25 protein-coding genes are annotated in these 26,590 nt (G+C 37.0%); 6 read left to right on the forward strand and 19 right to left on the reverse strand.

What is annotated here, in order from left to right:
• Window positions 1-189 precede the first annotated feature (189 nt).
• The 5 genes from accA to dnaE form a co-directional block, all read right to left on the reverse strand.
• Window positions 190-1,167 (reverse strand): acetyl-CoA carboxylase carboxyl transferase subunit alpha, encoded by a 978-nt coding sequence (accA, locus tag MKX78_RS17600; RefSeq protein WP_095372303.1) that lies wholly within the window; start codon window positions 1,165-1,167, stop codon window positions 190-192.
• A complete protein-coding gene (gene accD / locus MKX78_RS17605; protein WP_095372302.1) occupies window positions 1,161-2,030 on the reverse strand; it encodes an acetyl-CoA carboxylase, carboxyltransferase subunit beta in 870 nt (289 codons plus the stop codon). Before accD ends, accA begins: the two co-directional genes overlap by 7 nt.
• A 194-nt stretch (window positions 2,031-2,224) precedes the next feature.
• Window positions 2,225-2,848, reverse strand: coding sequence for a FadR/GntR family transcriptional regulator (locus tag MKX78_RS17610; RefSeq protein WP_095372301.1), 624 nt, complete (start codon window positions 2,846-2,848; stop codon window positions 2,225-2,227).
• 9 nt (window positions 2,849-2,857) lie between these two features.
• Window positions 2,858-4,096 (reverse strand): NAD(P)-dependent malic enzyme, encoded by a 1,239-nt coding sequence (locus tag MKX78_RS17615; protein ID WP_095372300.1) that lies wholly within the window; start codon window positions 4,094-4,096, stop codon window positions 2,858-2,860.
• 356 nt (window positions 4,097-4,452) lie between these two features.
• Entirely contained in the window at window positions 4,453-7,824 is a 3,372-nt protein-coding gene (gene dnaE, locus MKX78_RS17620; protein WP_341051733.1) for a DNA polymerase III subunit alpha, read from the reverse strand.
• A gap of 160 nt (window positions 7,825-7,984) precedes the next feature.
• Here dnaE and MKX78_RS17625 point away from each other — a divergent pair, with 160 nt between their 5' ends.
• Window positions 7,985-8,323, forward strand: a complete 339-nt coding sequence (locus MKX78_RS17625) for a YtrH family sporulation protein (protein WP_095372298.1) — start codon at window positions 7,985-7,987, stop codon at window positions 8,321-8,323.
• Window positions 8,320-8,826 carry a sporulation membrane protein YtrI gene (gene ytrI / locus MKX78_RS17630; protein WP_341051735.1) on the forward strand — a complete coding sequence of 169 codons (507 nt, stop codon included), beginning with the start codon at window positions 8,320-8,322 and terminating at the stop codon, window positions 8,824-8,826. The genes MKX78_RS17625 and ytrI overlap by 4 nt, the downstream gene beginning before the upstream one ends.
• 21 nt (window positions 8,827-8,847) lie before the next feature.
• Here the strand turns inward: ytrI and MKX78_RS17635 are convergent, their stop codons facing one another.
• Complete coding sequence (locus tag MKX78_RS17635; protein WP_341051737.1) at window positions 8,848-9,792, reverse strand: DHH family phosphoesterase; 945 nt, start codon at window positions 9,790-9,792, stop codon at window positions 8,848-8,850.
• Between the two features lie 132 nt (window positions 9,793-9,924).
• On the opposite strand from MKX78_RS17635, the gene MKX78_RS17640 reads away from it, so the two are divergent.
• On the forward strand, window positions 9,925-10,236 hold the full coding sequence (locus MKX78_RS17640; RefSeq protein ID WP_095372295.1) for a YtpI family protein: 312 nt from the start codon (window positions 9,925-9,927) through the stop codon (window positions 10,234-10,236).
• Between the two features lie 113 nt (window positions 10,237-10,349).
• Here MKX78_RS17640 and MKX78_RS17645 read toward each other — a convergent pair whose 3' ends face one another.
• The 3 genes from MKX78_RS17645 to MKX78_RS17655 form a co-directional block, all read right to left on the reverse strand.
• Window positions 10,350-11,666 (reverse strand): CBS domain-containing protein, encoded by a 1,317-nt coding sequence (locus MKX78_RS17645; RefSeq protein ID WP_095373634.1) that lies wholly within the window; start codon window positions 11,664-11,666, stop codon window positions 10,350-10,352.
• A 79-nt stretch (window positions 11,667-11,745) separates the two neighbouring features.
• Entirely contained in the window at window positions 11,746-11,991 is a 246-nt protein-coding gene (locus MKX78_RS17650; protein ID WP_095372294.1) for a hypothetical protein, read from the reverse strand.
• Window positions 11,992-12,277: 286 nt separating this feature from the next.
• Window positions 12,278-12,958 (reverse strand): metal-dependent hydrolase, encoded by a 681-nt coding sequence (locus MKX78_RS17655; protein ID WP_224935770.1) that lies wholly within the window; start codon window positions 12,956-12,958, stop codon window positions 12,278-12,280.
• Window positions 12,959-13,127: 169 nt separating this feature from the next.
• On the opposite strand from MKX78_RS17655, the gene MKX78_RS17660 reads away from it, so the two are divergent.
• Complete coding sequence (locus MKX78_RS17660; protein ID WP_341051739.1) at window positions 13,128-14,225, forward strand: Xaa-Pro peptidase family protein; 1,098 nt, start codon at window positions 13,128-13,130, stop codon at window positions 14,223-14,225.
• Window positions 14,226-14,264: 39 nt separating this feature from the next.
• On the opposite strand, the gene MKX78_RS17665 is transcribed toward MKX78_RS17660, so the two are convergent.
• From MKX78_RS17665 to MKX78_RS17680, 4 genes are all read right to left on the reverse strand, one after another.
• Window positions 14,265-15,761: an SLC13 family permease gene (locus tag MKX78_RS17665; protein ID WP_233435211.1), complete on the reverse strand. Its 1,497-nt coding sequence runs from the start codon at window positions 15,759-15,761 to the stop codon at window positions 14,265-14,267.
• 313 nt (window positions 15,762-16,074) lie between these two features.
• Window positions 16,075-17,547 carry a sodium/pantothenate symporter gene (gene panF, locus MKX78_RS17670; RefSeq protein WP_341051742.1) on the reverse strand — a complete coding sequence of 491 codons (1,473 nt, stop codon included), beginning with the start codon at window positions 17,545-17,547 and terminating at the stop codon, window positions 16,075-16,077.
• The gene (locus tag MKX78_RS17675) at window positions 17,544-17,813 is read right to left on the reverse strand and encodes a YhdT family protein (protein ID WP_095372290.1); all 270 of its coding nucleotides are present in this window, start codon (window positions 17,811-17,813) and stop codon (window positions 17,544-17,546) included. The genes panF and MKX78_RS17675 overlap by 4 nt, the downstream gene beginning before the upstream one ends.
• A gap of 251 nt (window positions 17,814-18,064) precedes the next feature.
• Window positions 18,065-18,217 (reverse strand): hypothetical protein, encoded by a 153-nt coding sequence (locus tag MKX78_RS17680; RefSeq protein ID WP_157733921.1) that lies wholly within the window; start codon window positions 18,215-18,217, stop codon window positions 18,065-18,067.
• Between the two features lie 107 nt (window positions 18,218-18,324).
• Between MKX78_RS17680 and MKX78_RS17685 the strand changes: the two genes are divergently transcribed.
• Entirely contained in the window at window positions 18,325-18,813 is a 489-nt protein-coding gene (locus MKX78_RS17685) for a universal stress protein (protein ID WP_095372289.1), read from the forward strand.
• 26 nt (window positions 18,814-18,839) lie between these two features.
• Here the strand turns inward: MKX78_RS17685 and argH are convergent, their stop codons facing one another.
• From argH to pbp4b, 3 genes are all read right to left on the reverse strand, one after another.
• On the reverse strand, window positions 18,840-20,228 hold the full coding sequence (gene argH / locus MKX78_RS17690; RefSeq protein WP_307319277.1) for an argininosuccinate lyase: 1,389 nt from the start codon (window positions 20,226-20,228) through the stop codon (window positions 18,840-18,842).
• Complete coding sequence (locus MKX78_RS17695; RefSeq protein WP_095372287.1) at window positions 20,225-21,433, reverse strand: argininosuccinate synthase; 1,209 nt, start codon at window positions 21,431-21,433, stop codon at window positions 20,225-20,227. Before MKX78_RS17695 ends, argH begins: the two co-directional genes overlap by 4 nt.
• A gap of 303 nt (window positions 21,434-21,736) precedes the next feature.
• Window positions 21,737-23,080 carry a penicillin binding protein PBP4B gene (gene pbp4b, locus MKX78_RS17700; RefSeq protein WP_370873434.1) on the reverse strand — a complete coding sequence of 448 codons (1,344 nt, stop codon included), beginning with the start codon at window positions 23,078-23,080 and terminating at the stop codon, window positions 21,737-21,739.
• 134 nt (window positions 23,081-23,214) lie between these two features.
• Between pbp4b and MKX78_RS17705 the strand changes: the two genes are divergently transcribed.
• Window positions 23,215-23,529: a hypothetical protein gene (locus tag MKX78_RS17705; RefSeq protein WP_095372285.1), complete on the forward strand. Its 315-nt coding sequence runs from the start codon at window positions 23,215-23,217 to the stop codon at window positions 23,527-23,529.
• A gap of 39 nt (window positions 23,530-23,568) precedes the next feature.
• On the opposite strand, the gene MKX78_RS17710 is transcribed toward MKX78_RS17705, so the two are convergent.
• The 3 genes from MKX78_RS17710 to MKX78_RS17720 all read right to left on the reverse strand — a co-directional run bounded on the left by MKX78_RS17710 (window position 23,569) and on the right by MKX78_RS17720 (window position 26,452).
• The gene (locus MKX78_RS17710; RefSeq protein WP_328198105.1) at window positions 23,569-24,081 is read right to left on the reverse strand and encodes a MogA/MoaB family molybdenum cofactor biosynthesis protein; all 513 of its coding nucleotides are present in this window, start codon (window positions 24,079-24,081) and stop codon (window positions 23,569-23,571) included.
• A 9-nt stretch (window positions 24,082-24,090) separates the two neighbouring features.
• On the reverse strand, window positions 24,091-24,924 hold the full coding sequence (locus MKX78_RS17715; protein WP_095372283.1) for an EcsC family protein: 834 nt from the start codon (window positions 24,922-24,924) through the stop codon (window positions 24,091-24,093).
• 340 nt (window positions 24,925-25,264) lie between these two features.
• Window positions 25,265-26,452: an acetate kinase gene (locus MKX78_RS17720; protein WP_095372282.1), complete on the reverse strand. Its 1,188-nt coding sequence runs from the start codon at window positions 26,450-26,452 to the stop codon at window positions 25,265-25,267.
• Window positions 26,453-26,590: the final 138 nt, after the last annotated feature.

Genomic DNA, 26,590 nt, shown 5'->3' on the forward strand with positions numbered 1-26,590 from the left:
ATTAAGTTTCGTTAAAGAATTATTACTAAAAGCACATTCAAGCCAAATATGAACAAAGGTATACATTGTATTTTGAAGCATATCAGAGTTTATATAAATTACTTTATAGCTGCTCTCGTTTGGCACAGATTATTATAATCTTTTTTAAAATAACGTGGATAATAGGAAAAACGTGCAATTCGCACGTTTTTATTTTACCCCAATATAATCTCTTAAAAACGAATATTTCCCAATTGATTTATATTTCTCATAACGATGGTCTACTAATTGTTTTTCATCTAGTTGAGATAAATCTTTTAATGACTGATAAAGAATATCTTCAATTGCTAGTGCTTGCTGCTCAACATCCTTATGAGCTCCACCTTTTACTTCAGGTATGATTTCATCGATAACTCCAAGCTCCTTTAAATCTGGAGCAGTAATGCGCATCGACTCAGCTGCTGTTTGAGCTTTCGCCGCATCTTTCCAAAGGATAGAGGCAGCTCCCTCTGGTGAAATAACAGAGTAAGTAGCATTTTCTAGCATATGAATATAGTTACCAATGCCCAACGCCAAAGCGCCGCCACTTCCGCCTTCTCCAATTACTATGCATACAACCGGTACTTTCAAACTAGCCATTTCAAAAAGGTTTTTAGCTATCGCTTCACTTTGCCCTCTTTCTTCAGCTGCCTTGCCTGGATAAGCACCTTTCGTATCTATAAAACAAACAATTGGTCGGCGAAACTTCTCCGCTTGCTTCATTAAACGCAACGCTTTTCGATAACCTTCTGGATGTGGCATACCGAAGTTTCTACGGATATTTTCTTTTGTATCTTTTCCACGTTGATGACCGATCACTGTAACAGGATGTCCTCTAAACTTAGCTATCCCACTAACAATCGCTTCATCATCTCCGAATACACGATCGCCATGACATTCAAAAAAGTCATCAAACAAATACTCTATATAATCTAATGTAGTAGGACGATTAGGATGACGAGCAATTTGCACTCGATCCCATGGTCCTAGATTTTCATATATATCTTTTTCTAACTTGGCTAATCTTGTCTCGAGCTTATTAATTTCAGCTCCTAAATCAACATCTGCTGTCTTCGTAAATTCTTTTAACTCTGCTATTCTTTTTCTTAGTTCAATAATCGGTCTTTCAAACGTTAATTCAGTTACCATTTAAGCTCACCTCCTGGCTGATGAATAGAAAGAATGTTAGCAATCTCCTCTCGCAGCTTAGAACGATGAATAACGGCATCAAGCTGCCCATGTTTCAATAAGAATTCTGCTGTTTGGAAGTCCTCTGGCAACTCTTCACGAATTGTCTGTTCAATAATACGACGACCCGCAAAACCAATTAACGCTTTAGGCTCAGCAAAATTAAAATCTCCTAATGAAGCGAAACTAGCAGAAACACCACCAGTAGTCGGGTGTGTCATTATCGAGATAATTAAGCCACCATTATCACTGAATCGCTTCAGCGCCACACTCGTCTTCGCCATTTGCATCAAACTCAATACACCTTCTTGCATTCTTGCACCACCAGAAGCAGTAAAGATAATGAATGGCACTTTCAATTCATCCGCCTTTTCAATTGCCCTTGTGATTTTCTCTCCGACCACAGAGCCCATGCTTCCCATTCTAAAAGTCGAATCCATTACGGCCAGAACAATTTGAAAACCATCCAATTCTCCAATTCCTGTCATTACCGCTTCATTCATGCCTGTTTTCTTACGGTCTTTTTCAACTTTTTCAAGGTAATCTGGAAAAGCAAGCGGGTTTTCTGATATCATTTCACGATCTAGCTCTTGAAATGTTCCCTTATCTAGAAAGCTCTCAAAACGTTCTGCTGCGTTCATTGGGTGATGATGACCACAATTAATACATACCTTCATGTTTTTCATTAGTTCTTTCGTATACATTATCTTCTTACATTCAGGGCATTTAGTCATGATTCCTTCTGGGACATCTTGCTTCGCTGCCTCAGAAGGAATAGTTGCATATTTTTTCTTCTTTGATTTTGTAAAGATGTCTTTTAGCAAGGTGAAACCTCCTTGTAATTACAAAGTAAATAACAAAAGTGAAATTTACCTTTCCTACTTTAGTAATCATTACCATTTCCCTAGGTGGCCAGACCACTGAGAAAAAAACAATTGCCTATCGACGCAAGTGCGAGAATATAGCTTGTCTCATCACTATACAATAATAGGCTTAAAAAAGATGGAAAACATTGTCGTTAAATGCTCGACAAATTTCTTATTAAACAATATTGAATTTTTGCTGCTTGTTCATCTTTCTCTATCATCGCATCTATTAATGACAGATAGGTTTTTTGATCAACAATAGCTGAACCAAAGTCTAACGAATTATAATAATCGGTTAAAATCGTCCATAGACGCTTAAATAAATGGTTATCTGCTATGAGAACGATGCGATAAAAATATTCATTCTCTTGAAACACCTCAGAAGTGACCCAATTTCTAAAAGCTTCAAGTTCTTTTGGAGTTGCTTTTCTCATCGCTAACCATATACAATCCCATTCTACCAAATATTTCGTTTCTTTAATATCAGTTTTTGCTTGTTTGTCTTGCAGAATAAATGTACTCAGTAATTGTACCAGATTATGACCGCGAAAATCTTTAATAAAGGTTCCTTCGCCTCTTCTCGTCTCTATTAAACCTAGTAGCTCTAACGCACGAAAAGCTTCACGAACGGAAGAACGCCCAACATTTAGGCGTTCTGACATTTCACGTTCTGAAGGTAGTTTGTCACCTGTTTGATAACCTTCTTCTTGAATAATATTTCGCAGCTGTTTCACAATTTCTATATATAATTTCGTTGAATTGTCCAGCGAACTCACCGCCTATCGTTATTTATCTTTTCCGATAGCTGCAAGTTGTGCTGTTCTTTGCTTCACTTCTTCTGGGTCAACTTTAATTCTAGCTACGCCAGTTTCCATAGCTGATTTAGCTACTGCAGATGCTACTGCTGGTGCCACTCGTGGATCAAATGGAGCTGGAATGACATAATCAGAATGTAAGTCGTCTTCAGCAATCAATTCAGCAATTGCTTCAACCGCAGCAATTTTCATATGCTCATTAATATGAGTTGCACGAACATCTAAAGCACCCCTAAAGATTCCTGGGAATGCAAGAACATTATTTACTTGGTTAGGGAAATCTGAACGACCTGTACCAACAACAAGCGCTCCAGCAGCTTTTGCCTCTTCTGGCATGATTTCTGGTGTTGGATTAGCCATAGCAAAAATGATTGCCTTGTCGTTCATTGATTGTACCATATCAGCTGTCAAAGCACCCGCCACTGATACACCAATAAATACATCTGCATCTTTAATTGCATCTGTTAAACTACCTTTAACTTGGTTACGGTTTGTGAACCGGGCAACTTCACTCTTAATATCATTCATCCCGTTTGGACGCCCTTCATAGATAGCACCCTTTGTGTCACACATAATAATATCTCTTACACCATAACGGTATAGTAATTTAATAATAGCAATACCTGCTGCACCAGCACCGTTTGCAACCACCTTTATTTCGCTCATCTTTTTACCAGCAAGTTTAAGGGCATTGACAAGTCCAGCAACAGTTACAATGGCTGTCCCGTGTTGATCATCATGGAACACTGGAATATTTGTCTCTTTTTTCAAACGTTCTTCAATATAGAAGCAATTCGGTGCTGCAATATCCTCTAAGTTCACACCGCCAAAAGTCGGCTCCATTAACTTCACCGTATCAACGATTTTATCAATATCATTGGTATTCAAGCAAATTGGAAAAGCATCAACACCTGCAAAGCTTTTAAATAACACAGCTTTCCCTTCCATTACTGGTAAGGCTGCTTCTGGTCCGATATTACCAAGTCCAAGAACAGCCGTTCCATCAGAAACAACCGCTACCATATTGCCTTTCATTGTATAATCATAAACCGTTTCTGGTTTATCATAAATTTCTTTACATGGCTCTGCAACGCCGGGAGAATAAGCTAAGCTTAACTCTTTCGCATTTGTAACAGCTACTTTTGATTTAGATTCTAATTTACCTTTATGAACCTTATGCATATTTAATGCTTCATCTCTTAATGACATGACCTACACCCCTTAGTGCTTTTCTTATAATTCTTCACAAACCCAACATACTAGCTGTCTCTTCTTTCTTAATATGTAAATTTTCTCTCTCTTATTCTTCAATACATATATCAAGAATGTGGAAAAAACAACCAAATACCTAGGACGTTACAAAATAGCAGTCGACCTCACAATAAACATATACTAGAAAAATGATTCAGTATTCATTAATAAGAATTGCTTCAGTACTAGAGAACAATTTACCTATAAATAAGGAAATGAAAGCAGCACTTAATGCAAATTCTTTAAAAATCAACTTCATGGTGGTCTGACCAGTTTATGATAACAATATAACATATCTGAAAAACTTGTAAAGGCTAACGCTTAAAAACAATATTCTCTCCTCCAAATAATTCTTTTAAGCGTTCAGTCAATTTTTCGCTGTATGATACATATTCATCTTGACTAAGTTTGATGGATCTACGATCATTTTCATAGAATAAAACGACAGGTGATTGCCCTACTTCATATTGTAAAATTTCTTTTAACAATGTTAATTTCTCATCTGATTCATTCTCTTTCGTAATCTTAATGTAAAGGGTAGGTGGCTTAGATTCCTCCTTTTCAATCACTTCTTCTACTTTTTCAACACTTCTAATAATCCATTGTTTCTTTCCATTCCTTACCTCTATTTCACCTTTCATAAAGACAATATCGCCAGCTTGCATGATAGAAGAATACTTATTATAGATTTTCGGAAAAGCGACTGCTTCCATATCTCCAGTTTGATCACTAAGAAGTAAAAATGCCATCGCTTCTCCTTTTTTGGTCCTAATCTTCTTCATTTCTGAGATATACACGACTGATTGAACAATTACTTTTCTCTCTTGACTCTCAATGTATTGTAGCGTTTGAGATTTTAACAGTGAAAAAAATGATTCATAGGTTGTTACCGGATGCGCAGAAAGATATAACCCCAAAGCCGCCTTTTCGTTAGCAAGTTTATCTAACAAAGGAATCTCTTCAACAGTTGCGTATTTTGGTTTAGGGAAAAATTCCTCTTCACTAAACATATCAAATTGATCATCATCTGGCTGAACTAACTCGGCATGCTCTAAGGCAATATCTAAGCTAGCAAGTAGTGTCGCTCGGTCCTCACCAAACTCATCAAAACTCCCGGAATGAACAAGCATTTCAAGCATTCGCCTATTGAATACTTTCCCTGACATACGGATACAAAAATCAAATAAATCTTGGAATGATCTACCTGATCTCACTCGAACAATTTCCTTCCAAGCATTTACCCCGATCGTCTTCACTGCTGCTAAACTATAGCGGATTCCTTGATTTTCCACCTGAAAAGAAAAGATACTTTTATTAATGGAAGGAGGTAAGATCTCAATCCCCAATTGCTTCGCCTCATTTACATATTGGGCTACTTTCGCATCATTACCAATAGCTGAAGTTAACAATGCCGCCATGAAATGTAGCGGATAATGGGCTTTTAAATAGGCAAGTTGATAAGAAATCATACTATACGCTACTGCATGACTTCTATTAAATCCGTAATTAGCAAACTTGACGATGTAATTATATATTTGATTGGCAGTTTCTTCTGTATATCCTTGGTTAATCGCACCATGCACAAAATGTGCTCTTTCTTTATTCAGAACTTCTTCTTGCTTTTTACTTACAGCCCTTCTTAATAAGTCAGCTTCCCCTAGTGAAAATCCTGCCATCTTTGCTGCAATCTGCATAATTTGTTCTTGGTAAACAATGACACCATAAGTCGGCTTCAATATATCTTCTAAATCTTGATGAGGATAGGTAATTTCCTCCTCACCATGCTTTCTCGCAATAAATAACGGAATATTTTCCATCGGGCCTGGGCGATATAATGCATTGACTGCAACAATATCCTCAAATGTAGTCGGTTGCAGTTTCTTTAATACATTTCTCATCCCACTTGATTCTAACTGAAAAATTCCTGTTGTTTCTCCCCTAGATAGTAATTCATAAGCTTTTTGGTCTTGAAGTGGCACTTCTTTTATTGGAATAAGTTTTCCTGTTTTCTTTTTAATAGACTGTAAAATATTTTCAATAAGTGACAAATTACGTAAGCCAAGAAAATCCATTTTTAATAGGCCACGATCTTCCAAGTGCTCCATTGAAAATTGTGTTAGAAAAACATCTCCATGTCCCCCGGTAATTGGTACCACTTGAACAAGTGGGCGCTCACTTATGATAACGCCAGCAGCATGTGTAGAAGTATGTCTTGGCAATCCTTCTAACTTTAGTGCTGTATTAAATAATCTTTTATATAACGATGATTGATTAATCAATGTTTGCAAAGAATGTGACTCTTGCCAAGCTGATTTTAAGGTAATACCTAGTCGACTAGGTACCGCACGAGATAGCTGATCTAGTTCCTTTGAGTTTAAGCCAAAGGCCCTACCAACATCTCTAAGTGCCGCCTTAGCTGCTAATGTTCCAAACGTAATAATTTGCGCGACATGTTGCTGACCATACTTGCTTGCCACATATTGGATTACCTCATCTCTGCGATGGTCAGGAAAATCAATATCAATATCAGGCATAGAAATCCGCTCAGGGTTTAAAAACCGTTCAAAAAGCAAATTGTAACGAATCGGATCAACATCTGTTATATAAAGCACATATGCTACAATTGAGCCGGCTGCTGAACCACGTCCAGGTCCAGTGAAAATTTTTTCCCTTCTACAAAACTGCATAAAATCCGCAACAATTAAAAAATAATCACTAAAATTCATTTTCTTCAAAATAGAAAGCTCATACATAAGGCGATTCCTAGCTTTCTCATTTCCATCAGGATATCTCTCACCCCACCCTTTCATACAGAGCTGCTCTAATTGCTGATCGGCTGTCATATGGCCATCAGTGGGGAATTTCGGCAAGCTTTTTATTCCAAGGTCCATCTCCACATCACATTCACTGGCAATCATATTCGTCTTTATAATCGCCTCTTCCTCTTCTACAAAAAGGTCAACCATTTCTTTCACACGTTTTAGAGAATATTGATCAGATTGTAATCTTTCCCAACTCTCGTCTTCTAATTTTTCTCCATTGCGTATAGCAAGTGCACATTGTTGAGCAAAGGCATCTTCTTTATTTAAATAATGAACAGCATTTGTCACAACTAGTGATATATCACTTTGCTCTGATAAATCCTTAAGCAACGGCAATACTTTCTCTTCCTCTGTTAGCCCATGTCTTTGCATAGAAAGATAAAAGTCACCAGAAAAAATCTCTTTATACATACGAGCATATTTTTCAGCATCCATAAACCGGTCTTCTAGCAAGTAATTCTCAATTACGCCTTCTAAACCAGGTGTTAAAGCAATTAATCCATTTGAGTAAGCCCTCAACCACTTGAGCGGGAGTCCGCCTTCTGCTGCCGTTTGCAGGCTACTCGTTATTTTGAGTAAGTTTTGATAACCTTGGTTATTTTTCGCTAGTAATACTATTGGGTTCGTCCCTTCTTCTTGTTCCTTTTCAATATCGACAGTCAACCCAATAATAGGTTTAATATTATTTTTTTTACATTCATTATAAAACTGTGCTGTCCCGTACATTACATTTCTATCTGTAAGGGCAATTGCTGGATACCCTTTTACTTTGGCATCTGCTACGAGTTGTTCAACACTAGCTGTGCTCATTAATAAACTATAGGCACTATATACTTGCAAGTGAATAAAAGACAACTTTCTCACACCCTCATTTTTCTTCTTCTTTTATTATAGAACGTTTGTTTCTTAATGAAAACTCTCATTGTACAATCCCATATGAATTCATTGAAGAATAAACATAATTTATGAAGTTCGTCCATATGATGGAATAGAGAGAATTCATCACTAAAAGGCGGTTATGTAAATGAATGAGCAACCCTTCTTTTCTTCTCTTTTAGAAAGTTACTTTATTGCCCTTGGTGTTTTGATTGGCGGTTCAATCATCGGTGGCATTGCCGCGTTTTTCACAGGAAAACCTCCCTTAACAGAAATTTTCAATCTATCTAATTCTATTAGAATTTGGGCAATTATCGCTGCTATTGGAGGTACTTTTGATACGGTTTATAGTTTTGAGCGTGGAGTCCTTGATGGGCAAACGAAAGATATTATCAAACAATGTCTCTTAATTCTCTCAGCTTTTGGTGGGGCTCAAACAGGCGCTCAAATCATCATCTGGCTAACTCAGGAGCATTTACCTAAATGAGAATCCCCCCTTATTATCGCAGACCTTCTTGGCAGCGTTTTTTTGCTGGAATGGCTATCGGAGGCGTATTAAGTTGGTGTGTTTTCGTTTACATTTTTGGTGAATGGCAAGAGCGTTATAGTTTAGAAATCCACACACAGGAAGCTGAAATTAAGGAATTAGAAAATGAAAAGGAGATATGGCAGAAGGAATTTAAAAAATTGAATAAAGAAAACGAAGAATTATTAACTGTCCAAGAGATCATTGTTAAAATCGACCAATCTGCACTCAAGAAATATAATTTAGACGAATACAGCCTCTATCAAACGGAGGATGCGATCAAAGAAGATATCAGTATTTTAATGGCGCGAGATATAAAAAGCGTCGGACAAAGTATCGAACTCGTAAAACGCATAATTGTGAATAAAACCCACCCCATTAATGGGAAGCGCTACCGAGCTGATATTCAATCCATTATTATAGATACAACACTTGTATTAGAGGTTGAGCTGTTATTAAATTAATTGCTCAACCTCTATTAATTATTAAATGGTCCACGATTCACATAAATCATTTAAGTCGGAAATCACTTTTTCAGCTTCATCCCAGCTATATATAGATGCACCTGCTGCAAATGGATGTCCCCCACCTTTATAGCATCGAGCTAGTTGATTAATGATCGGACCTTTCGACCTGAAGCGCACTCTTATTTGATCTTCTTCTTCTATAAAAAACACCCATGCCTTCAATTCTTTAACATGGCCGAGCTCTCCGACTAAAACCGACGCCTCAGCAGGTGTAGCCTCGTATTTTTGCAATAAACTACTGTCCATTTTCACCACTGCCGCTCCGCTATCAAGCATATGAAAATGTTGTAAAATATATCCCTGGAGCTTAATTAGATTGGGTGCTAATTCATACATTCTATCGAAAAGCTCTGTCCTTGAGAACTGATATTTAATTAGTTCTCCTGCATAAGCAAAGGTTTTATTCGTTGTACTTGGATAGATAAACCGCCCTGTATCACCGACAATGCCAGCGAAAATCAGCCTTGCTGCCTCATCTGTCATTATTAAACCATCATTTTGACCACTTAGAAAAAACTCATAAATCATTTCACTTACAGAGCTCGCCTCAGTATCTACCCAAAGCAAATCTCCATACGGATCCATATTAGGATGGTGGTCAATCTTTATTAATAGATTACCCTTTGTGTACCGTTGATCACTAATGCGCTCCGTATTGGCAGTATCACAAACAATCACTAAAGCTCCTTCGTAGACGTCATTACTTATCTTGTCCATTTTACGCAAATAAAGCAGGGTTTCGTCCTCTTGCCCCACTGTATATACTTGTTTCTGCGGAAAAGAAGCTTTTATTATTTCTGCCAACCCTCCTTGCGACCCGTAGGCATCTGGATCTGGACGAATATGACGATGGATAATGATTTTGTCATACTTTTTGATCGCGGACAGAATTTTATTCTTCATTGTATACTCCTCTCAAATAACACACAAGAAAGAAAAGCATCTTGCAATTATAATAATTATTCTCTCTCTTCTAGCAATTTCCTCTTATAGAAGTTAAAATAAAGACATATGTTCATTTATGGAGGTTTGTACATGCTTGTACTTGCAGTTTTTATTGCACTATCTTTTGCTTTGTACGTATTCTATAAAGTGAAATACGTACGTTCTAGACGTCCTGCAGAAAAAGAATGGATTTCAGCTAAATCACGTATGGCGCTAGGTGCCTTTATATTCTTTTTCGGTGTCAACCAACTATTTCTTTATAGCGGTACGATTACGTATGTTATCTCTGCTCTTTTTATCATTATTGGCGGAATCAGTATTTGGGCTGGTATGAAAGCCTATAAATATTTTCTTCCTCGTGCGATTGAAGAATCCGAATGGATTAAATCGAACCAAAACTAAAACCTTACAATTTCACCTGTGGTGGCTCCAATTGTAAGGTAGTAAGTAAATTCGGTCTAGTTGATGTTTTACTAGCTATTAGAAGATGTATCCATCAACTAGCCGATTTATGCTTATCTTTCTGTTAATTGACACATCATCATCGCTTTTCCAACCAATACCCCGCCATTGAAGACTTCTACATCTACTTTCCCAAACTTTCTCCCAACATCAAGCACTCTTGGAAAAATATCAAGCATACTCTCAATTTGAACTGGTTTTAAAAAGTATATGGTCATATTTTCAACTACAAGGTCACCTTTTTTGTACATTCGTAAAACGCGATTAGCAGCTTCTGTCACTATCGTCGTGAAAACACCGTACGAGATGGAACCAATATGGTTCGTCATTTGCGGTGTAACTTCACAGCGATACATCGCTTCATTCTTCGTTTTTCCATTCGCTAATACCAATTGGTTTGTCACCGTATCATCAATTGTTTCACCAACTTGTGGTTGCCGCTGAATGACTTGAAGCGCTTTTAACACATCCTGTCGACTAATGATTCCCTCTAACTTATGCGATTGATCAACAACTGGGAGGAGTTCAATCCCTTCCCAAACCATCATATGTGAAGAAGAAGCCACACTTGTTTTACCACCAACTGTCATCGGGTTTTTCGTCATGACCTTTTCAATAGGTGTATCTGTTTTATGGCCCATAATATCTTTGGAAGTAACCATCCCTTGAACCTTCATATGTTGATCAACAACCGGGAAGCGACTATGACTCGTCTCTCGATTATGTTTTAAATATTCCTCAATCGTATCTGTTGTTTGCAAGCTAATCGTTTGAGTAACAGGTGTAAGTACGTCTTCTACTAAAACAATTTCTTTCTTAATTAACTGATCATATATTGCTCGGTTAATCATCGTTGCTACTGTAAAAGTATCGTAGCTTGTTGAAATCACCGGTAACTCTAATTCGTCAGCAATCCGCTTCACATCTTCTTCCGTATCAAAACCACCCGTAATAAGAACGGCTGCTCCAGCTTTTAACGCTAGTTCATGGGCATTCGTACGGTTTCCGACGATTAATAAGTTTCCAGCCCCAGTATATCTCATCATTGCTTCTAACTTCATCGCACCGATCACAAACTTATTCAATGTTTTATGGAGTCCTGCTCGTCCTCCTAGCACTTGTCCATCAACAATATTGACAACTTCTGCGTAAGTAAGCTTTTCAAAGTTTTCTTTCTTCTTTCTTTCTATTCTAATTGTACCGACTCTTTCAATCGTACTCACATACCCTTTATTTTCAGCATCTTTAATGGCACGGTAAGCTGTTCCTTCACTCACCGATAGTGCCTTTGCAATTTGTCTAACGGAAATTTTTTCTCCGACTGGTAACTCATCAATATAATGTAAAATCTGCTCATGCTTTGTAGCCAAGACATCACCCTCTATTTTCATCCTTCATAGCCTTATTATAGAATGAAAAGTTGTGATGTTCAACGAACGAGCAATATTATTAATGAGACCTCATTCGTTTGCGGTTAGATGTAACCACTTTTCGCCTTGTCCTTACATTTACCTTTGATTTCGGCTCATATAATAAGGCTGTCAAATTTCCGGCAATAACAATCAATGCAAATGCTAACCAAGTAATGGTAAAAACACCCTCAAGACCACTGCTATAAACATCTAATCGAGGGACTGCGTAAAAGAGCATAGCACCTGCAAGCAATAAACAAATAATATAACGATATCTCCTCATCTCATCCTCTCCTCTCATAATCTATATTTATGCAGAGAAGAAAGCGGACATGACCAGTAATCGTCTTCAATACTAGTGTATTTATTATGTGAAAAAGTATTGATATGTACCCAGTTGCCTTTTCAAATCTAATCTCACTATATTAAAGAGGTTTGAGGTTTAATCAATTGTATTAGCTTACGCACTTTTCCATGAAAAAGTGTAACTAGTTGGTTCACAAATTGAAATCAAAAATGCCACAGACAGTCATCTGTGGCATTATCTCAGTTTCTCTCAACAATATTTATTATAATTCAACAACTTCTCCAGCTTCCATTACTTTTACATCAGATCCTTTTACTAATTTAGCGAAAGCGTGTGGATCTTGTTTAATTGGTGGAAATGTATTGTAATGAACGGGAACGACTTGTTTCGGTTGCAGCAACTCTACAGCATAAGCAGCGTCCTCTGGCCCCATTGTAAAGTTATCACCAATCGGGATAAATGCTAAATCAATCGGATGTCTCTCTCCAATTAATTTCATATCCGAAAACAAACCTGTGTCTCCTGCATGATAGATTGTCTTACCATCAATTGTTAGTAAGACACCAGCCGGCATACCTAAATAAACAATTTGGTTATCCTCAGTTACGAGCCCTGTTCCGTGTAAAGCTGGAGTTAATTTCACTTTCCCAAAATCAAAATCATACGCGCCACCAATACTCATGCCGTGTGCTTCAATACCATGGAAACCTAGATAATATGAAAGTTCTGCATTACATATCACTAGCGATTGATTCTTCTTAGCCAGTTCAATCGTGTCTCCTAAATGATCACCATGTCCGTGCGTCACGATAATAACATCCGGTTTTTCTTCTTCAACCTTAAGGTCTGTTAATTCATTCCCAGTAATAAATGGATCAAATAAAATTGTTTTATCCTCTGTTTTTACTTTTACGATAGAATGGCCATGAAATGATACTTTCACAAATGATTCTCCTTTCTGTTTTTCCTATGTAATTTTTCAACATAAATATGAAGTTATCCTGTCTCTTCCCTTATTTCTTTCAATTTAAACAGTTCAAAAAGTTTACTTTTTCATATATAGTTGATACGCTTGCTTATAGCTTACTACATAAAGACCAGGAGGGACTACCATGAAGCAAAGAATGGATATTTTATCATCATGGATGAAAGAAAACAAAATTGATGTATCTTTTATTACATCAACAGAAAATGTATTTTACTTGAGCTCTTTTCATAGTGATCCTAATGAGCGTTTACTAGGATTAGCCGTTTTCCAAGATGCTGACCCTTTCCTTGTCTGTCCAAAAATGGAAATAGAGGATGCCAAAAACGCTGGTTGGAATGGTGATATTATTGGATATACAGATATTGAAAATCCATGGACAATGATTAATGATGCCATTGTTACACGTCTTTCAACAGTTAATAAAATAGCGATCGAAAAAGAACATATGAATGTTGAACGTTATGAAGCGGTGAAAGAGCTTTACCCTCATGCAAGTATGGTATCTGCTGAAGAAAAGCTTCGCACATTACGAATGGTAAAAAGTGAAGAAGAGCTTGCGATTATTAAAGAAGCTACTGCTCTTGCAGATTTCGCTATTGAAACAGGCTGTGCTGCCATAGCTGAAGGAAAGACAGAACTGGAAGTTTTAGCTACAATCGAATATGAATTAAAGAAAAAAGGCGTTAATGAAATGTCCTTTTCAACAATGGTTCTAACTGGTAAAAACGGAGCATCTCCTCATGGTACACCAGGTATGACAAAAATTCAAAAAGGCGACCTTGTTCTATTTGACCTTGGCGTTGTTTGGAAAGGCTATTGTTCAGACATTACGAGAACGGTTGCTTATGGTGAAATAAATGAGAAACAACAAGAAATTTATGACACCGTGCTCAAAGCGCAATTAGCAGCAATAGCTGCATGTAAACCTGGTGCAAAAGCATCAGAGGTTGACTTAGCAGCAAGAAAAATTATTGCAGATGCCGGATATGGAGATTACTTCCCACATCGCCTCGGTCACGGACTTGGTATTTCCGTCCATGAATATCCTTCATTAACAGAAACAAATGATTTGCTTCTACAAGAAGGCATGGTGTATACAATTGAACCAGGTATTTACGTACCAGGAGTAGCCGGTGTTCGTATCGAAGATGATCTTGTTCTAACAAAAGATGGTGCTATACCATTAACACAATTCCCAAAAGAGTTACAAACCATTAAATAACATAGAGAAGACCCCGTCATTATACTCGGGGTCTTCTTTTTATATCGTAATACCAAAGACGATTGGCATCCAGTAATAAACCGCTAATGTAATCACGATTACACTAACTGCGTTTAGCCAAACACCCGCTTTAGCCATATCGGCTACTTCCAGTTCACCCGCACTAAAAACAGCGGTATTCGGTGGAGTTGCAACAGGAAGCATATAACATGATCCCGCTGCTAAGGCAACAGCTGCCATCATAATTAAAGGATCGATCCCAATAGCAACACCTAAACCTGCTGAAATTGGTAAGACGAGGTTGGCAACAGCAGTATTTGACAGTATTTCTGTCATACCTAATACAATGACAACAAGTAGAAGAATAATGATAAACGGTGTATATGCTTCTAATCCTTGTAATGCTACGGCAATAAAGTCATTCACACCCGAATGCTCAAGACTTGACGCTAACGCTAAGCCACCACCGAACAAAATTAATACACCCCATGGTAGTTTCGCTAAATCTCCCCACTCTAAAATTCTCTCACCTTTTGTACTTGGTAAGAAGAATAAGAGGATAGCACCCATCATAGAAATGCTTGCGTCAGGCAATGAACCCAACCTTTCTAAGAATGATAGAAAACTTACTTGATCTGCAATCCAAGAAATAGCCGGCTTGCCGACCCATAAAGAAACCGTTAATAAGAAGACAGCAATAACAACCCACTCTTCGGTTTTTATCTTCCCAAGATTTCTTTTCTCTTCCTTAATAAAAGACACTTCTGTTTGGTTCTCAGCATTTACCTTAAATTTCATTTTTGTTAAATAGAAATATAAGAAAACAAACATGATAATCGCAACCGGACCTGCAAAGATTAACCATTGCAAAAAGGTGACCTCTACATCAAATTGAATCTTAGCAATACCTGCGAGTGCAGCATTTGGAACAGCCGCAACAAGCGTAGCTAAACCGCCAATTGTTGCTGTATAGGCAACAGCAAGTAAGATAGACTTAGCAAAAAAGTCAATATTTTGACCTTCTAAAATTTTCTTATCTCGCATTTCTGAAATTAAAGCTAATGCAACTGGTAACATCATTAATGCCGTCGCAGCATTCGAAATAAACATTGTTAACAATCCTGTGGCAAGCATAATACCGAGAATAATTTTATGGCTTGACGTTCCAATCATGTCAATAATATTGAGTGCAATCCTTCTGTGTAAATTCCATTTTTCAATGGCAATTGCCAAAATAAATCCACCCATATACATAAAAATAACGGATTCTCCGTAAGATCTTGAAACCACATCAATCGGGGCACCGCCAAATAACGGAATAAGAACTAACGGTAATAACGATGCAACCGCCATCGGTACCGCCTCTGTCACCCAATACGTACCAATCATCATAATACTAGCAATAACTACCCTTCCTTCATAACCAATCATATCACTTGGTAATAAAAAGAATACAATTAATGCAAGTATTGGACCGAGAAATAACCCAATCAATTTTCCTTTTGTATACCCTTGTTTTTTCACCTCATTCGCCAACTCATCTCACCTTCATTCCCAAAAAATAAATATTTTAAAATACTTTAACATATATATATTTAGAAAATATAGATATGTAAACGCATTCATATAAATACTATCACACTTTATTGCACCAACGTAATAATAAGATAATTCTAATAATAATTATTTTAGAAAACATTTTTCCTCTTGTGTTTTCATTTAGAATAAAAACACCGCAATGTATACCTTCACTTTTTTATTAAACTTGCTAAGAAAGAAAAAACCTGAACATACACAATTGGTTGTGTTTGTTCAGGTTTTATTTTACTTTGTTTCATTTAGAAAATAACTACTTTGAAACATACCAAAATTTTTCGATAATCTCCTGTTGTTGAGTTGGTTTTTTATATTGTGTGAACAAACTAACAAGGACATAAAGTATAAAAGATAAAAACACTGGGACAACGACCGGGTGCACGCCTAATAAGTCCGGAAATAAACGGTCAATAATAATATAACTACTTACCCCTGTAATCATAGAAGCAAGAGCCCCATAGGCATTTCCTTTTTTCCAATAAAGCCCCATAATAATTGGCCAGATAAACGCTGCTTCTAATCCACCAAAAGCAAATAAATTAAGCCAGATAAGAAGATCAGGTGGCTCTATACTTACAATATACACTAGAATACCAATGATTGCTGTTACAGATAACGTCAACTTTTTAATAAACTGATCTGTTGCTTTACTGTTAATATAATTTATGTAAATATCTTTCACCAACGATGAACTGACAAGAAGTAACAATGCATTGACTGTTGAGATGACCGCTGCAATCGGAGCTGCCAACACAATCCCTGCTAACCATGAAGGTAAAATGGTTAGTGTCAATTGCGGCATCACCGTATCCCCGACTTCAATTCCAGGAATCACCACTCGTGCAAATACACCTGTAAGATGCATACCTAGCATAATAGCGCCTGTAACAAGTGTACCGATAATCATCGCCGTATGCATTGCCTTTGCGTTTTTGTAAGACATTGCTCTGACAGCAATTTGGGGCAAACCAACCACACCAACACCAACCAGAAGCCAAAAACTGGATACGTATAAAGGCGTTAATGAACCGTCCGCACCGAAGGGTGTAATCAAGTTAGGATTTTCTGCTGTTAATTTCTCGATAATATTCGGTACCCCACCACCAGCAATGATTGTTCCTACTAAAATAATAATTGTACCAATTAACATGATCATACCGAGAACTGTATCAGTGATGGCAACTGCACGAAAACCACCAATCACAACAAAAATAAGAACAGATAATGTAAAAATTAAAAGTGCTGATTGATACGACAATCCCATAAACGATTCTAATAATCGGCCACCACCAATCCACTGCGCAGACATAGAAGCGAATAAGAAAACAACTATACAAATTGACGATAAGATGACTACCCATTTACTTTGATAGCGTTCTCTTAAGAAATCATTTAAAGTAACCGCTTTTGTCTTCCTAGAGATAATGGCAAACTTTTTACCTAAGATAGCGAGTGTAAAGTAGCCTGTTACCACTTGTGACATCGACAATAACACCCAGCCAAGACCCATATTATAAGCAATTCCAGGTCCACCGATGAAGCTTGACGCACTCCCATATGTAGCCACCATCGTCATCGCCAATAATAAGCCACCAAGATTTCTTCCACCTAGAAAATATTCTTGTAAAAAATCAGGTCCATGCTTTAAATATTTTGTTGCATAAATCCCAAAAAAGAATAGTGAACATAAAAAAATAATTAATGGTATAGCTACTCCCCAATTCATTGTTCTTCCTCCTCAAAAGGTACATCAGAGAACAAGAACTTAACAACCAACCAAACGATGACTGTAATAATTAGAAACCCTAACACACAGCTATAGAAAAACCACGAAGGTAATCCAAAGATATATTGATACTCTTCAACAGGCTTACTACCTAAGCCGTAGGCAAAAGAATACCATATGAAAAAGTTGATCATCGCAATACCGACACCGATAAGCGCTTCTCGATTAGCAACTTTATATCTTGGATCAAGCTTTTTTTGCTCCATCTTCTTCTCCCCCTTAATAAACCTTTCCCCTATCGTTCTATTCTAATATAAATGGCTATCAATGGACATGACCTAAATTGCTTCCTGTAATCAACCGTTTTTTTACATCTTTTAACATAGTGGGGTAACTACAATATATCCATCACAAAATTATTTTAACAGTAAAGGTGTTTTTGTCTACTCTTATGAAGTTTTTTGAATACAAGCTCAAAAGGCGTTTTGTCATATGACAAAACGCCTTTTATATTACTTTAGCTTAATTCATCTTCATTGGTTTCGTTCGTCAATTGTTGGCGACTGACTGCACCACCGTTATATGCCTCCATTATTGAATCGCTAATAGATTGTTCTGCTTCATTTTCATCATACAATTGATTCCATTCATTTCTTTCTTCTTTTTTCAAGATTGTTCACTCCTTTGTCATTATTTTTTCCTCATTATTGTTTGAAAAATGGCTACATTTATTCATAAAAAGGGTATGTATAATAATAGGTAAAGGAGGAGATTTAAATGAGTAAACATTATGAAAACATTTTAGTCGCAGTAGATGGTTCAGTAGAAGCAGATGAGGCATTTAATCAAGCAATTGAAATGGTGAAGGATAGTGGTGCCAATCTCATTTTAGCTCATGTTGTCGATACTCGTACCAATGCTATTGAAGCTTATGATCACTCTACTTCTGTTAGAGCTACAGAATTTGCTGAGAACTTAATGGCACGTTATAAGGAAGTTTGTACTCAAGCAAACGTTACTAAAGTAGAGTATATAATCGAATATGGATCTCCCAAAATAATCATAACCAAAGATATCGCGAAAACAAAGCCAATCGACCTTATTATATGTGGAGCAACGGGGCTGAATGCTGTCGAACGCTTCTTAATTGGTAGTGTATCAGAATATATTACACGCCACGCACCTTGTGATGTACTTGTGGTCAGACCGAATAAATCCGCAAAGCAAAAAAGTGGGGAGGCAAACGTGGCAGAGAAGCACTCCTAAAAAAAAGCGAAGAAGAGCATGCGCATCTAGGCATGCTCTTCTTTATTTAACTTAGCTTTCGCTTTATCTATAGCGATTCTCACCTGGTCGAAGCCTGTTCCACCCGCGCTATTTCTTCTTTCAACAGCGGTATATGGATCAAGCACCTTATAAATATCGGCTTCAAATAAATCATTAACAGCTCTGTATTCCTCAAGTGATAAATCCATTAAGAAACAACCTTTTTGTACGCAAGTAAGCACGAGCTTACCAACGATTTCATGCGCTTCACGGAATGGTACACCTTTACTTGAAAGATAATCAGCTAGTTCAGTCGCATTAGAGAAATCATTCTTTGTCGCCTTCTCCATTTGTGTTGTCTTCACCTTCATTGTTTCAATCATTCCAACAAAGATTTTTAGAGAACCAACGACCGTTTTGACAGTATCAAACATGCCTTCCTTATCTTCTTGCATATCTTTGTTATAAGCAAGTGGTAAGCCTTTTAAAACAGTCAACATCCCCATAAGATTTCCATATACTCGTCCCGTTTTACCGCGTATTAACTCAGCCATATCCGGGTTCTTCTTTTGCGGCATAATACTGCTTCCTGTTGCGAAACTATCATCTAATTCAATGAATTGAAATTCTTGACTTGACCAGAGAATCAATTCTTCACTTAATCGAGATAGATGCATCATCAGTGTTGAACTTGAAGATAAGAATTCCAAAATAAAATCACGATCACTCACAGCATCTAAGCTGTTTTCATAAATCCCTTCAAAACCAAGCAATTCGGCTGTTTGATAGCGATCAATCGGAAAAGTTGTTCCAGCCAATGCACCAGCTCCAAGTGGAGAAATGTTAATGCGTTTGAGGCTTTCTTGATAACGTTGTTTATCACGATCAAGCATCCAGAAGTATGCCATTAGGTGATGCGCGAATGAAATCGGTTGTGCTCTCTGTAAATGGGTATATCCTGGCATCACCGTTTCAACGTTCGCTTCCGCTTGTGTAAGTAATGCATTTTGCAGTTCTTCAACAAGCATAATAATGGTTTGAACCTGCTTCTTTAAATATAAATGCATATCAGTAGCAACTTGATCATTTCGGCTACGAGCTGTATGTAGCTTTCCGCCTACAGGACCGACAAGTTCAGTTAATGCACTTTCTAAGTTAAGGTGAATATCTTCAAGTTTAACTGAATACTCAATTTCTTCATTAGCAGCTTTTTCTTGTAATGTTTGCAAGCCAGATTTAATTTTTTCAGCATCCTCTTCGCTAATAATACCATTTGCAGAAAGCATTGTTACATGAGCAATGCTTCCTTGCAAATCTTCTTGTACTAGCTCCTGATCAAAGGAGATGGATGCGCCAAATTCATCGACCCATTCTTCAGCAGATTTGGTGAATCTGCCTCCCCAAAGCTTTTTCACACTGTCACCTTCTTGTTACCTTGCACCGCACTTTGTACTTTTGTTGGTAGACCCCATAATTTAATGAAACCGATCGCTGCGTTATGATCAAATTCATCATCAGAAGTGTATGTGGCAAGTTTTTCATCATATAGAGTATAAGGAGACTTTCTTCCTTCAACAATCGCATGGCCTTTAAATAATTTCACTCTTACTGTCCCAGTTACGTATTTTTGCGACTCTTTTAAGAATGCTTGGAGTGCTGTTCTTAATTGAGAGAACCACAGTCCGTTATAGATTAATTCAGCAACCTGCTTCTCAATAATTGGTTTAAAATGCGCTAATTCTTTCACAAGTGTTAAATCTTCCAGCTCTTTATGTGCTTTCATTAAAGTAGTAGCACCTGGCACTTCATAAATTTCACGAGATTTAATCCCTACTAAACGGTTCTCAACGTGGTCAATACGTCCCACACCATGTTTTCCAGCAATGTAATTTAACTCTGTAATTAGCTGAGAGAGCATATATGATTTCCCATTTAATGTCACAGGTACGCCTTCCTCAAAACCGATTTCAATGATTTCTGGTGTATCTGGCGTATTTTCGAGACTATTTGTTAAATCATATGCATCTTCTGGTGGTGCAGCCCAAGGATCTTCTAGAATTCCGCACTCATTACTTCTTCCCCATAAGTTCTGGTCAATAGAGTATGGAGAATCTAATTGAATCGGTACAGGAATACCATTTTCTTTTGCATAAGCAATTTCTTCTTCACGAGACCATTTCCAATCACGCACTGGTGCTAATACTTCTAAGTCAGGATTTAATCCCGCAATAGCCACTTCAAAACGGACCTGATCATTCCCTTTACCCGTACATCCGTGTGCAACTGCAACCGCACCTTCTTTTTCAGCTACTTCCACTAATTTTTTTGCAATCAACGGACGAGAAAGCGCTGATACTAATGGATATTTATTTTCATATAATGCATGTGCTTGTAAGGCTACAAGGGCAAATTCTTGCGCGAATTCCTCTCTTGCATCAATCACGTAAGAAGCAACCGCACCAACCTGAAGTGCTTTTTCTTTTACGAAATCAAGGTCTTTTCCTTCACCAACATCTAAACAACAAGCAACAACAGCGTAACCTTGATCTCCTAACCATTTAATTGCAACTGAAGTATCTAAACCGCCTGAATAGGCAAGAACAACTTTTGGATTTGACATTTTTATTTCCTCCTTGAAGTGGATACGTATAAATATTCAATAACTTATATTTTTATTCAACTGATTATGTTAATACTTTAACAACCTTTCCCTAAAATTGCAATAGGTTATCTACAATTTCTATAAAATATCCACAAATGCATAAATCCACATAAATATCCGTCCAACCGAAACAAGTGAAAGTGTAGAAAAGAGCAAAATTTCCAGCATATATTGCAAACCATTATAAAAAAAGATAAAAGCCTTATTGGCTTTTATCTTAGTTTCCTTACTCTTGTTTTTATTTATTTATAGCAATGATTGCTAAGAGATTATCGCCTTATAAATAAGGTCTATCACTTTCCCATAATTACTAATAACTGACTGATCGCCGGCAAAAACATTTGGATTCTTATAAGGATCGATTACATGTGAGTGTCTTTTATTTGTTAGTAAACATATGCCAAGTTGATTTTCCTTATCAATAACAGTCATCGTTCCTGTCCAGCCTGTATGACCAAGGACAGTGCTCGGTGCACTTTCACTAAAAAATTGATGCATATGATCGTCACTATTTATCCTCCAACCTAATGCAAAAGAAGAGTCAGGCGACGAAGGGGTTGTAAACTGATTGATGGTTGACTGATTAAAAAGTTCAAGATTCCCGTAGCCACCTCCATTTAACATCACTTGTAATAATACAGCCATTTCCCTCCCAGTAGAAAATAGGCCCGCGTGTCCTGATACACCTGCCATGCTATAAAACGCCTTTTCATCATGGACTTCTCCTTGTAATGTATGCTTCCTTATATGGGGAAAGGAAATGGCACCATCTCTTGTATTACCAAATAACTCAGTTGCGGCAAATTCATTTTGGCTTTCTCCTTTTTGTAGAGGGTTATACTTAGTATGAATAAGGCCAAGGGGTTTATATATTTCCTTTTCAACATAATCGTCTAATGATACACCTGTCACTTCTTCAATAATTATCCCTAATAACATATAATCAATATCACTATATATTTGTGCTGTATGGGGCGGATGCTTCAGTGGTGTAGCTATGACCATCTTTTTAGTTAACTCTCTATCTTGAGAATATAACACGCCCGCTTTTTTTGGATCGTGATAGTGAATACTGCTCGGTAGTCCAGCAGTATGCTGCAACAGATCGGTTACTGTTATCTTTGCTTTTCCTTTTATCTCGTCGTTATCACGATCTTTAAATGCTGGTAAATAATATTGGACAGATTGCTTCAAGTCAACCTTCCCTTGGGAAACTAACTGTTGCATAGCAAAATTTGTACTGAACATTTTTGTATTTGATGCGAGGTCAAAAATCGTTGTTGTTTTCATTTTTATTGGTTGCGACAATACGGAATGCCCATCATATCGTTTGGCGAATCCATACGCTGAATCCTTAATGATTTTTCCATCCTTAATGATTACTAAAACAGCACCAGGAAAACCACGGGATATTTCCGTTGTTATACATTCATCAACGACTTTTAAACGCTCACTACTGATACCCACATCTTCTGGCAGCCCAATTTGTAATTTTGTATAATAGTTTTTTTTTGCTTGCATGGTGTTTGTATTCGATTTAGCATTAGAGGGGGATGGAGAAAGGCAAAGCAGAATAAATAGAAGAATCCAAACGATATTTTTCAACACTTGCCATTCCTTTCTCATTATAATTACTTTACTATATTCACTTGGCCAAGCAAACGGAAGGGTATATAGCTATGATTTGAAAAAGAAGATACACTTATAAATAATATAAATATTAGCAGAGGGGGCAAACAATGCATCAGCATTTTACGTTTAACCAAAGATTATCTATCGATTTACCGACTATAAAAAAGGATTGGGAGGCATTTTCATCTATTGAGCAACAACAAATTTTAGTTCATTGGGAAACCATTCGAGGGAAAATTCCAGACCGTATAAAAAGTATAGAAGTCTTGATTAATAGGAAACAAGAAGAGCTCTCTAATGAAAGCGACTTTGAAACTTCTTGTAAACTCAATCACGAAATCGCCGAATTAGCCTCACAAATTAATGAATTATGGCTTTGGTTCCGAACAGGTCAAGATGTAACACTTAAAGGTCACTATTAATGAATAGGCCCGAACGTAAATGGTTCGGACTCATTCTCATTAAAATAAATCTTTACGCAATTCTTTCACGACATGACTGATCTCAGGTAATATCAATTTATTCATCGCTAATTTGACAGCACCAGAGGATCCAGGTGTACAAAACACCGCTTTATGCTTAATCACACCTGCTATTGCTCTGGACATAATGGCACTAGAACCGATATCCTCTGTATAACTCAGCATACGAAATAACTCACCGAAGCCGTCAATCTCTTTATCAAACAAACGTTGCACCGTTTCAATGGTGACATCACGTAGAGCAATGCCAGTACCACCATTCGTTAATATAATATCAACATCCTCTTGGTTATATCCAGCTCGTACACTTTGTTCAATTGCGACACTTTCGTCTTTGACAATTTCATAGGCATTGACTTTATGACCCGCTTGTTCAAGTAATGCGATCATTAATTGCCCACTTTTATCTGTTTCCTCATCTCTTGTATCACTTACTGTGATAACTTTACAGCCAACAGTTAACGAATCTTTCTTATGTTCCGTTACGCTCATCGTTTACAATCACCCTGACTTATTTAATAGATAGCGATACTGATAATACTTATGAGCAAAGTCCGTTACATTTCTCGTTAATTGGTAATTAGTACCCGCTCCTATTGCCATACTAATGACTGGTATTCCTTGTAACGTTTTTTTTCTAAGTAAAACAATCGCTACTGCTTTAAACATTTGTTTCATCGGTTGTTCTAACCATGTAATATCTGTTAATTCTTCTTTTCCCTCATAAAAATATAAATCGTCATGCTGCTCTAGGTCATTCATTAAGTCCTCCCAAGCTTCTCCTTGGATTCTCCTTGGTAAGGTAGCTGCATGAAAGACTTTTAATGAACTCATCATTTCAAATGGTGTATTGACTTCGACACCATAAGTCATGGCAATTAACTGCACGACTCTTAAATTAATGACAGCCATTGCCGGAATATCACTCCCTAGCATCATAAGACCGCCAGTTCCTGTTGCACCACCTTGTGCTAAAGAATACATTCGATGCCTAGCAATTTGCTGTTTAGCTATGTATGATAATTGATCAATCGTCAAAGCATTCATATCATGTAATGTATCAATATCTTTTTGAAAAATCCTCCCTGAAGACAGAATTCTTTCTTTTGCATCAAGCTGTAATTGTGATCCTTGAATGAGTGCATGTAAATGAAACATCCAACTATCCATCATAGAAAACACTTGCTTTTGAACATTCTCTGGTAATAATGCAAAAGAGTATTCTAAATAATGTTCATATGAACGCTCGATATCATTCGCTTCGTAGCTATATAATTGATTTTCCCATTCACGGATTTCGTTAAGTACCATTTGTTCACGTGCAGATAATGGCATCTCCTTATCCTCCATTCGCTACTATATTTTGTTAATAGTATAGCAAATTAACTGATAATAAGCACGTTGCTCTTATGATCAAAACTTACTATTCTTTTTACTAATACCATTATTTGTTTATGACTATAAGATTCTTTAGTGAATGATCGCTGTTAGTCAGACGAATAAGATTTTCTAGGCTAACAAGGCGATTTTCTAATGGTAAATAGAGAATCATCCTGTGCAATCTTTCATTGTTTACTCTCTGTTTATATAAAATGATATTTCCTTACCCATTTGCTTATAAAAAAATAAAAACCGACTTCACCAAAAAGGCGAGTCGGAGCAAATGTTAATTCCATTATGATATTAATTCAATCGTATCTCTTGCAATCATTACTTCTTCGTTTGTAGGAATGATGATGACTTTTACCGGACTATGCGGATAATTTATAAACGCCTCACGACCCCGGACTTTATTAAGAGCAGGGTCCCAATAAACACCCATAAACTCTAGTCCCCTTAATACTCTTTCTCTTACAACGTCACTGTTTTCACCGATACCTGCAGTAAAGATTATAGCATCGACACCATACATTTTCGCTGCATATGAACCGATATATTTGTGAATATGGTTTGCGAATATTTCTAATGCTAATTCAGCTCGATCATTGCCCTCTTCCGCTGCCATCTCAATATCTCTTAAATCACTTGAAAAACCAGTAACACCAAGCATGCCACTTTGTTTATTTAATACATCTAACACTTCATCTGCTGACTTTTCGGTTTTTTGCATGATAAAGGGAATGAGGGCAGGGTCAATATCTCCTGATCTTGTTCCCATAGTTACGCCAGCTAATGGCGTAAAGCCCATGGATGTATCGATAGATTTTCCACCTTCAATCGCTGCAATACTCGCACCATTACCTAAGTGGCAAGAAATTAATCGTAATTGCTCAAGTGGTCTCCCTAACAATTCAGCTGCCCGTTCCGATACATATTTATGTGACGTTCCGTGGAATCCATACTTTCTTATACCATACTCAGTATAATAACTATACGGCAGACTGTATAAATAAGAGCTTTCCGGCATTGATTGATGGAAGGCTGTATCAAAAACCGCTACTGCTGGAACATCTGGTAAGACACGTTTGAATGCTAAAATCCCCGTTAAATTTGCAGGATTATGTAGCGGAGCTAAATCCGATAGTTTACTGATTTTATCCATCACTTCATCTGTAATCAACACAGATTGCGAAAAATCTTCTCCACCGTGGACCACACGATGACCTACACCAACGATTTCATCAAGTTCAGCAATAATTTCATGTGCTGTTAACTCATTTAAAAGCAATTGCACAGCTACTTCATGATTGGGAATCTCTAGTTCTTTTGTTCTTTTTTCACCTTTCACTACTATTGTAAAAACCGCATGTGCTAATCCAATTCTTTCTACTATTCCTTTTGTAATTACTTTTTCTTCTGGCATATCGAATAATTGAAATTTCAAAGAAGAACTACCTGCATTAATGGCAATAATTTTTGTCAAATGATTCACTTCCTTATATCTAATATCTCCTACCCTATTTATAAAATCATCGTTTATTGATTGAATTATATCTCATCAAAAATTCATTTAAACATGAGATTCATCATATTTCAAGAAATAATAACAGGAAATAGAAAA

Source organism: Cytobacillus sp. FSL R5-0569 (assembly GCF_038007265.1).
In the GTDB taxonomy this organism is placed as follows: domain Bacteria; phylum Bacillota; class Bacilli; order Bacillales; family Cytobacillaceae; genus Cytobacillus; species Cytobacillus kochii.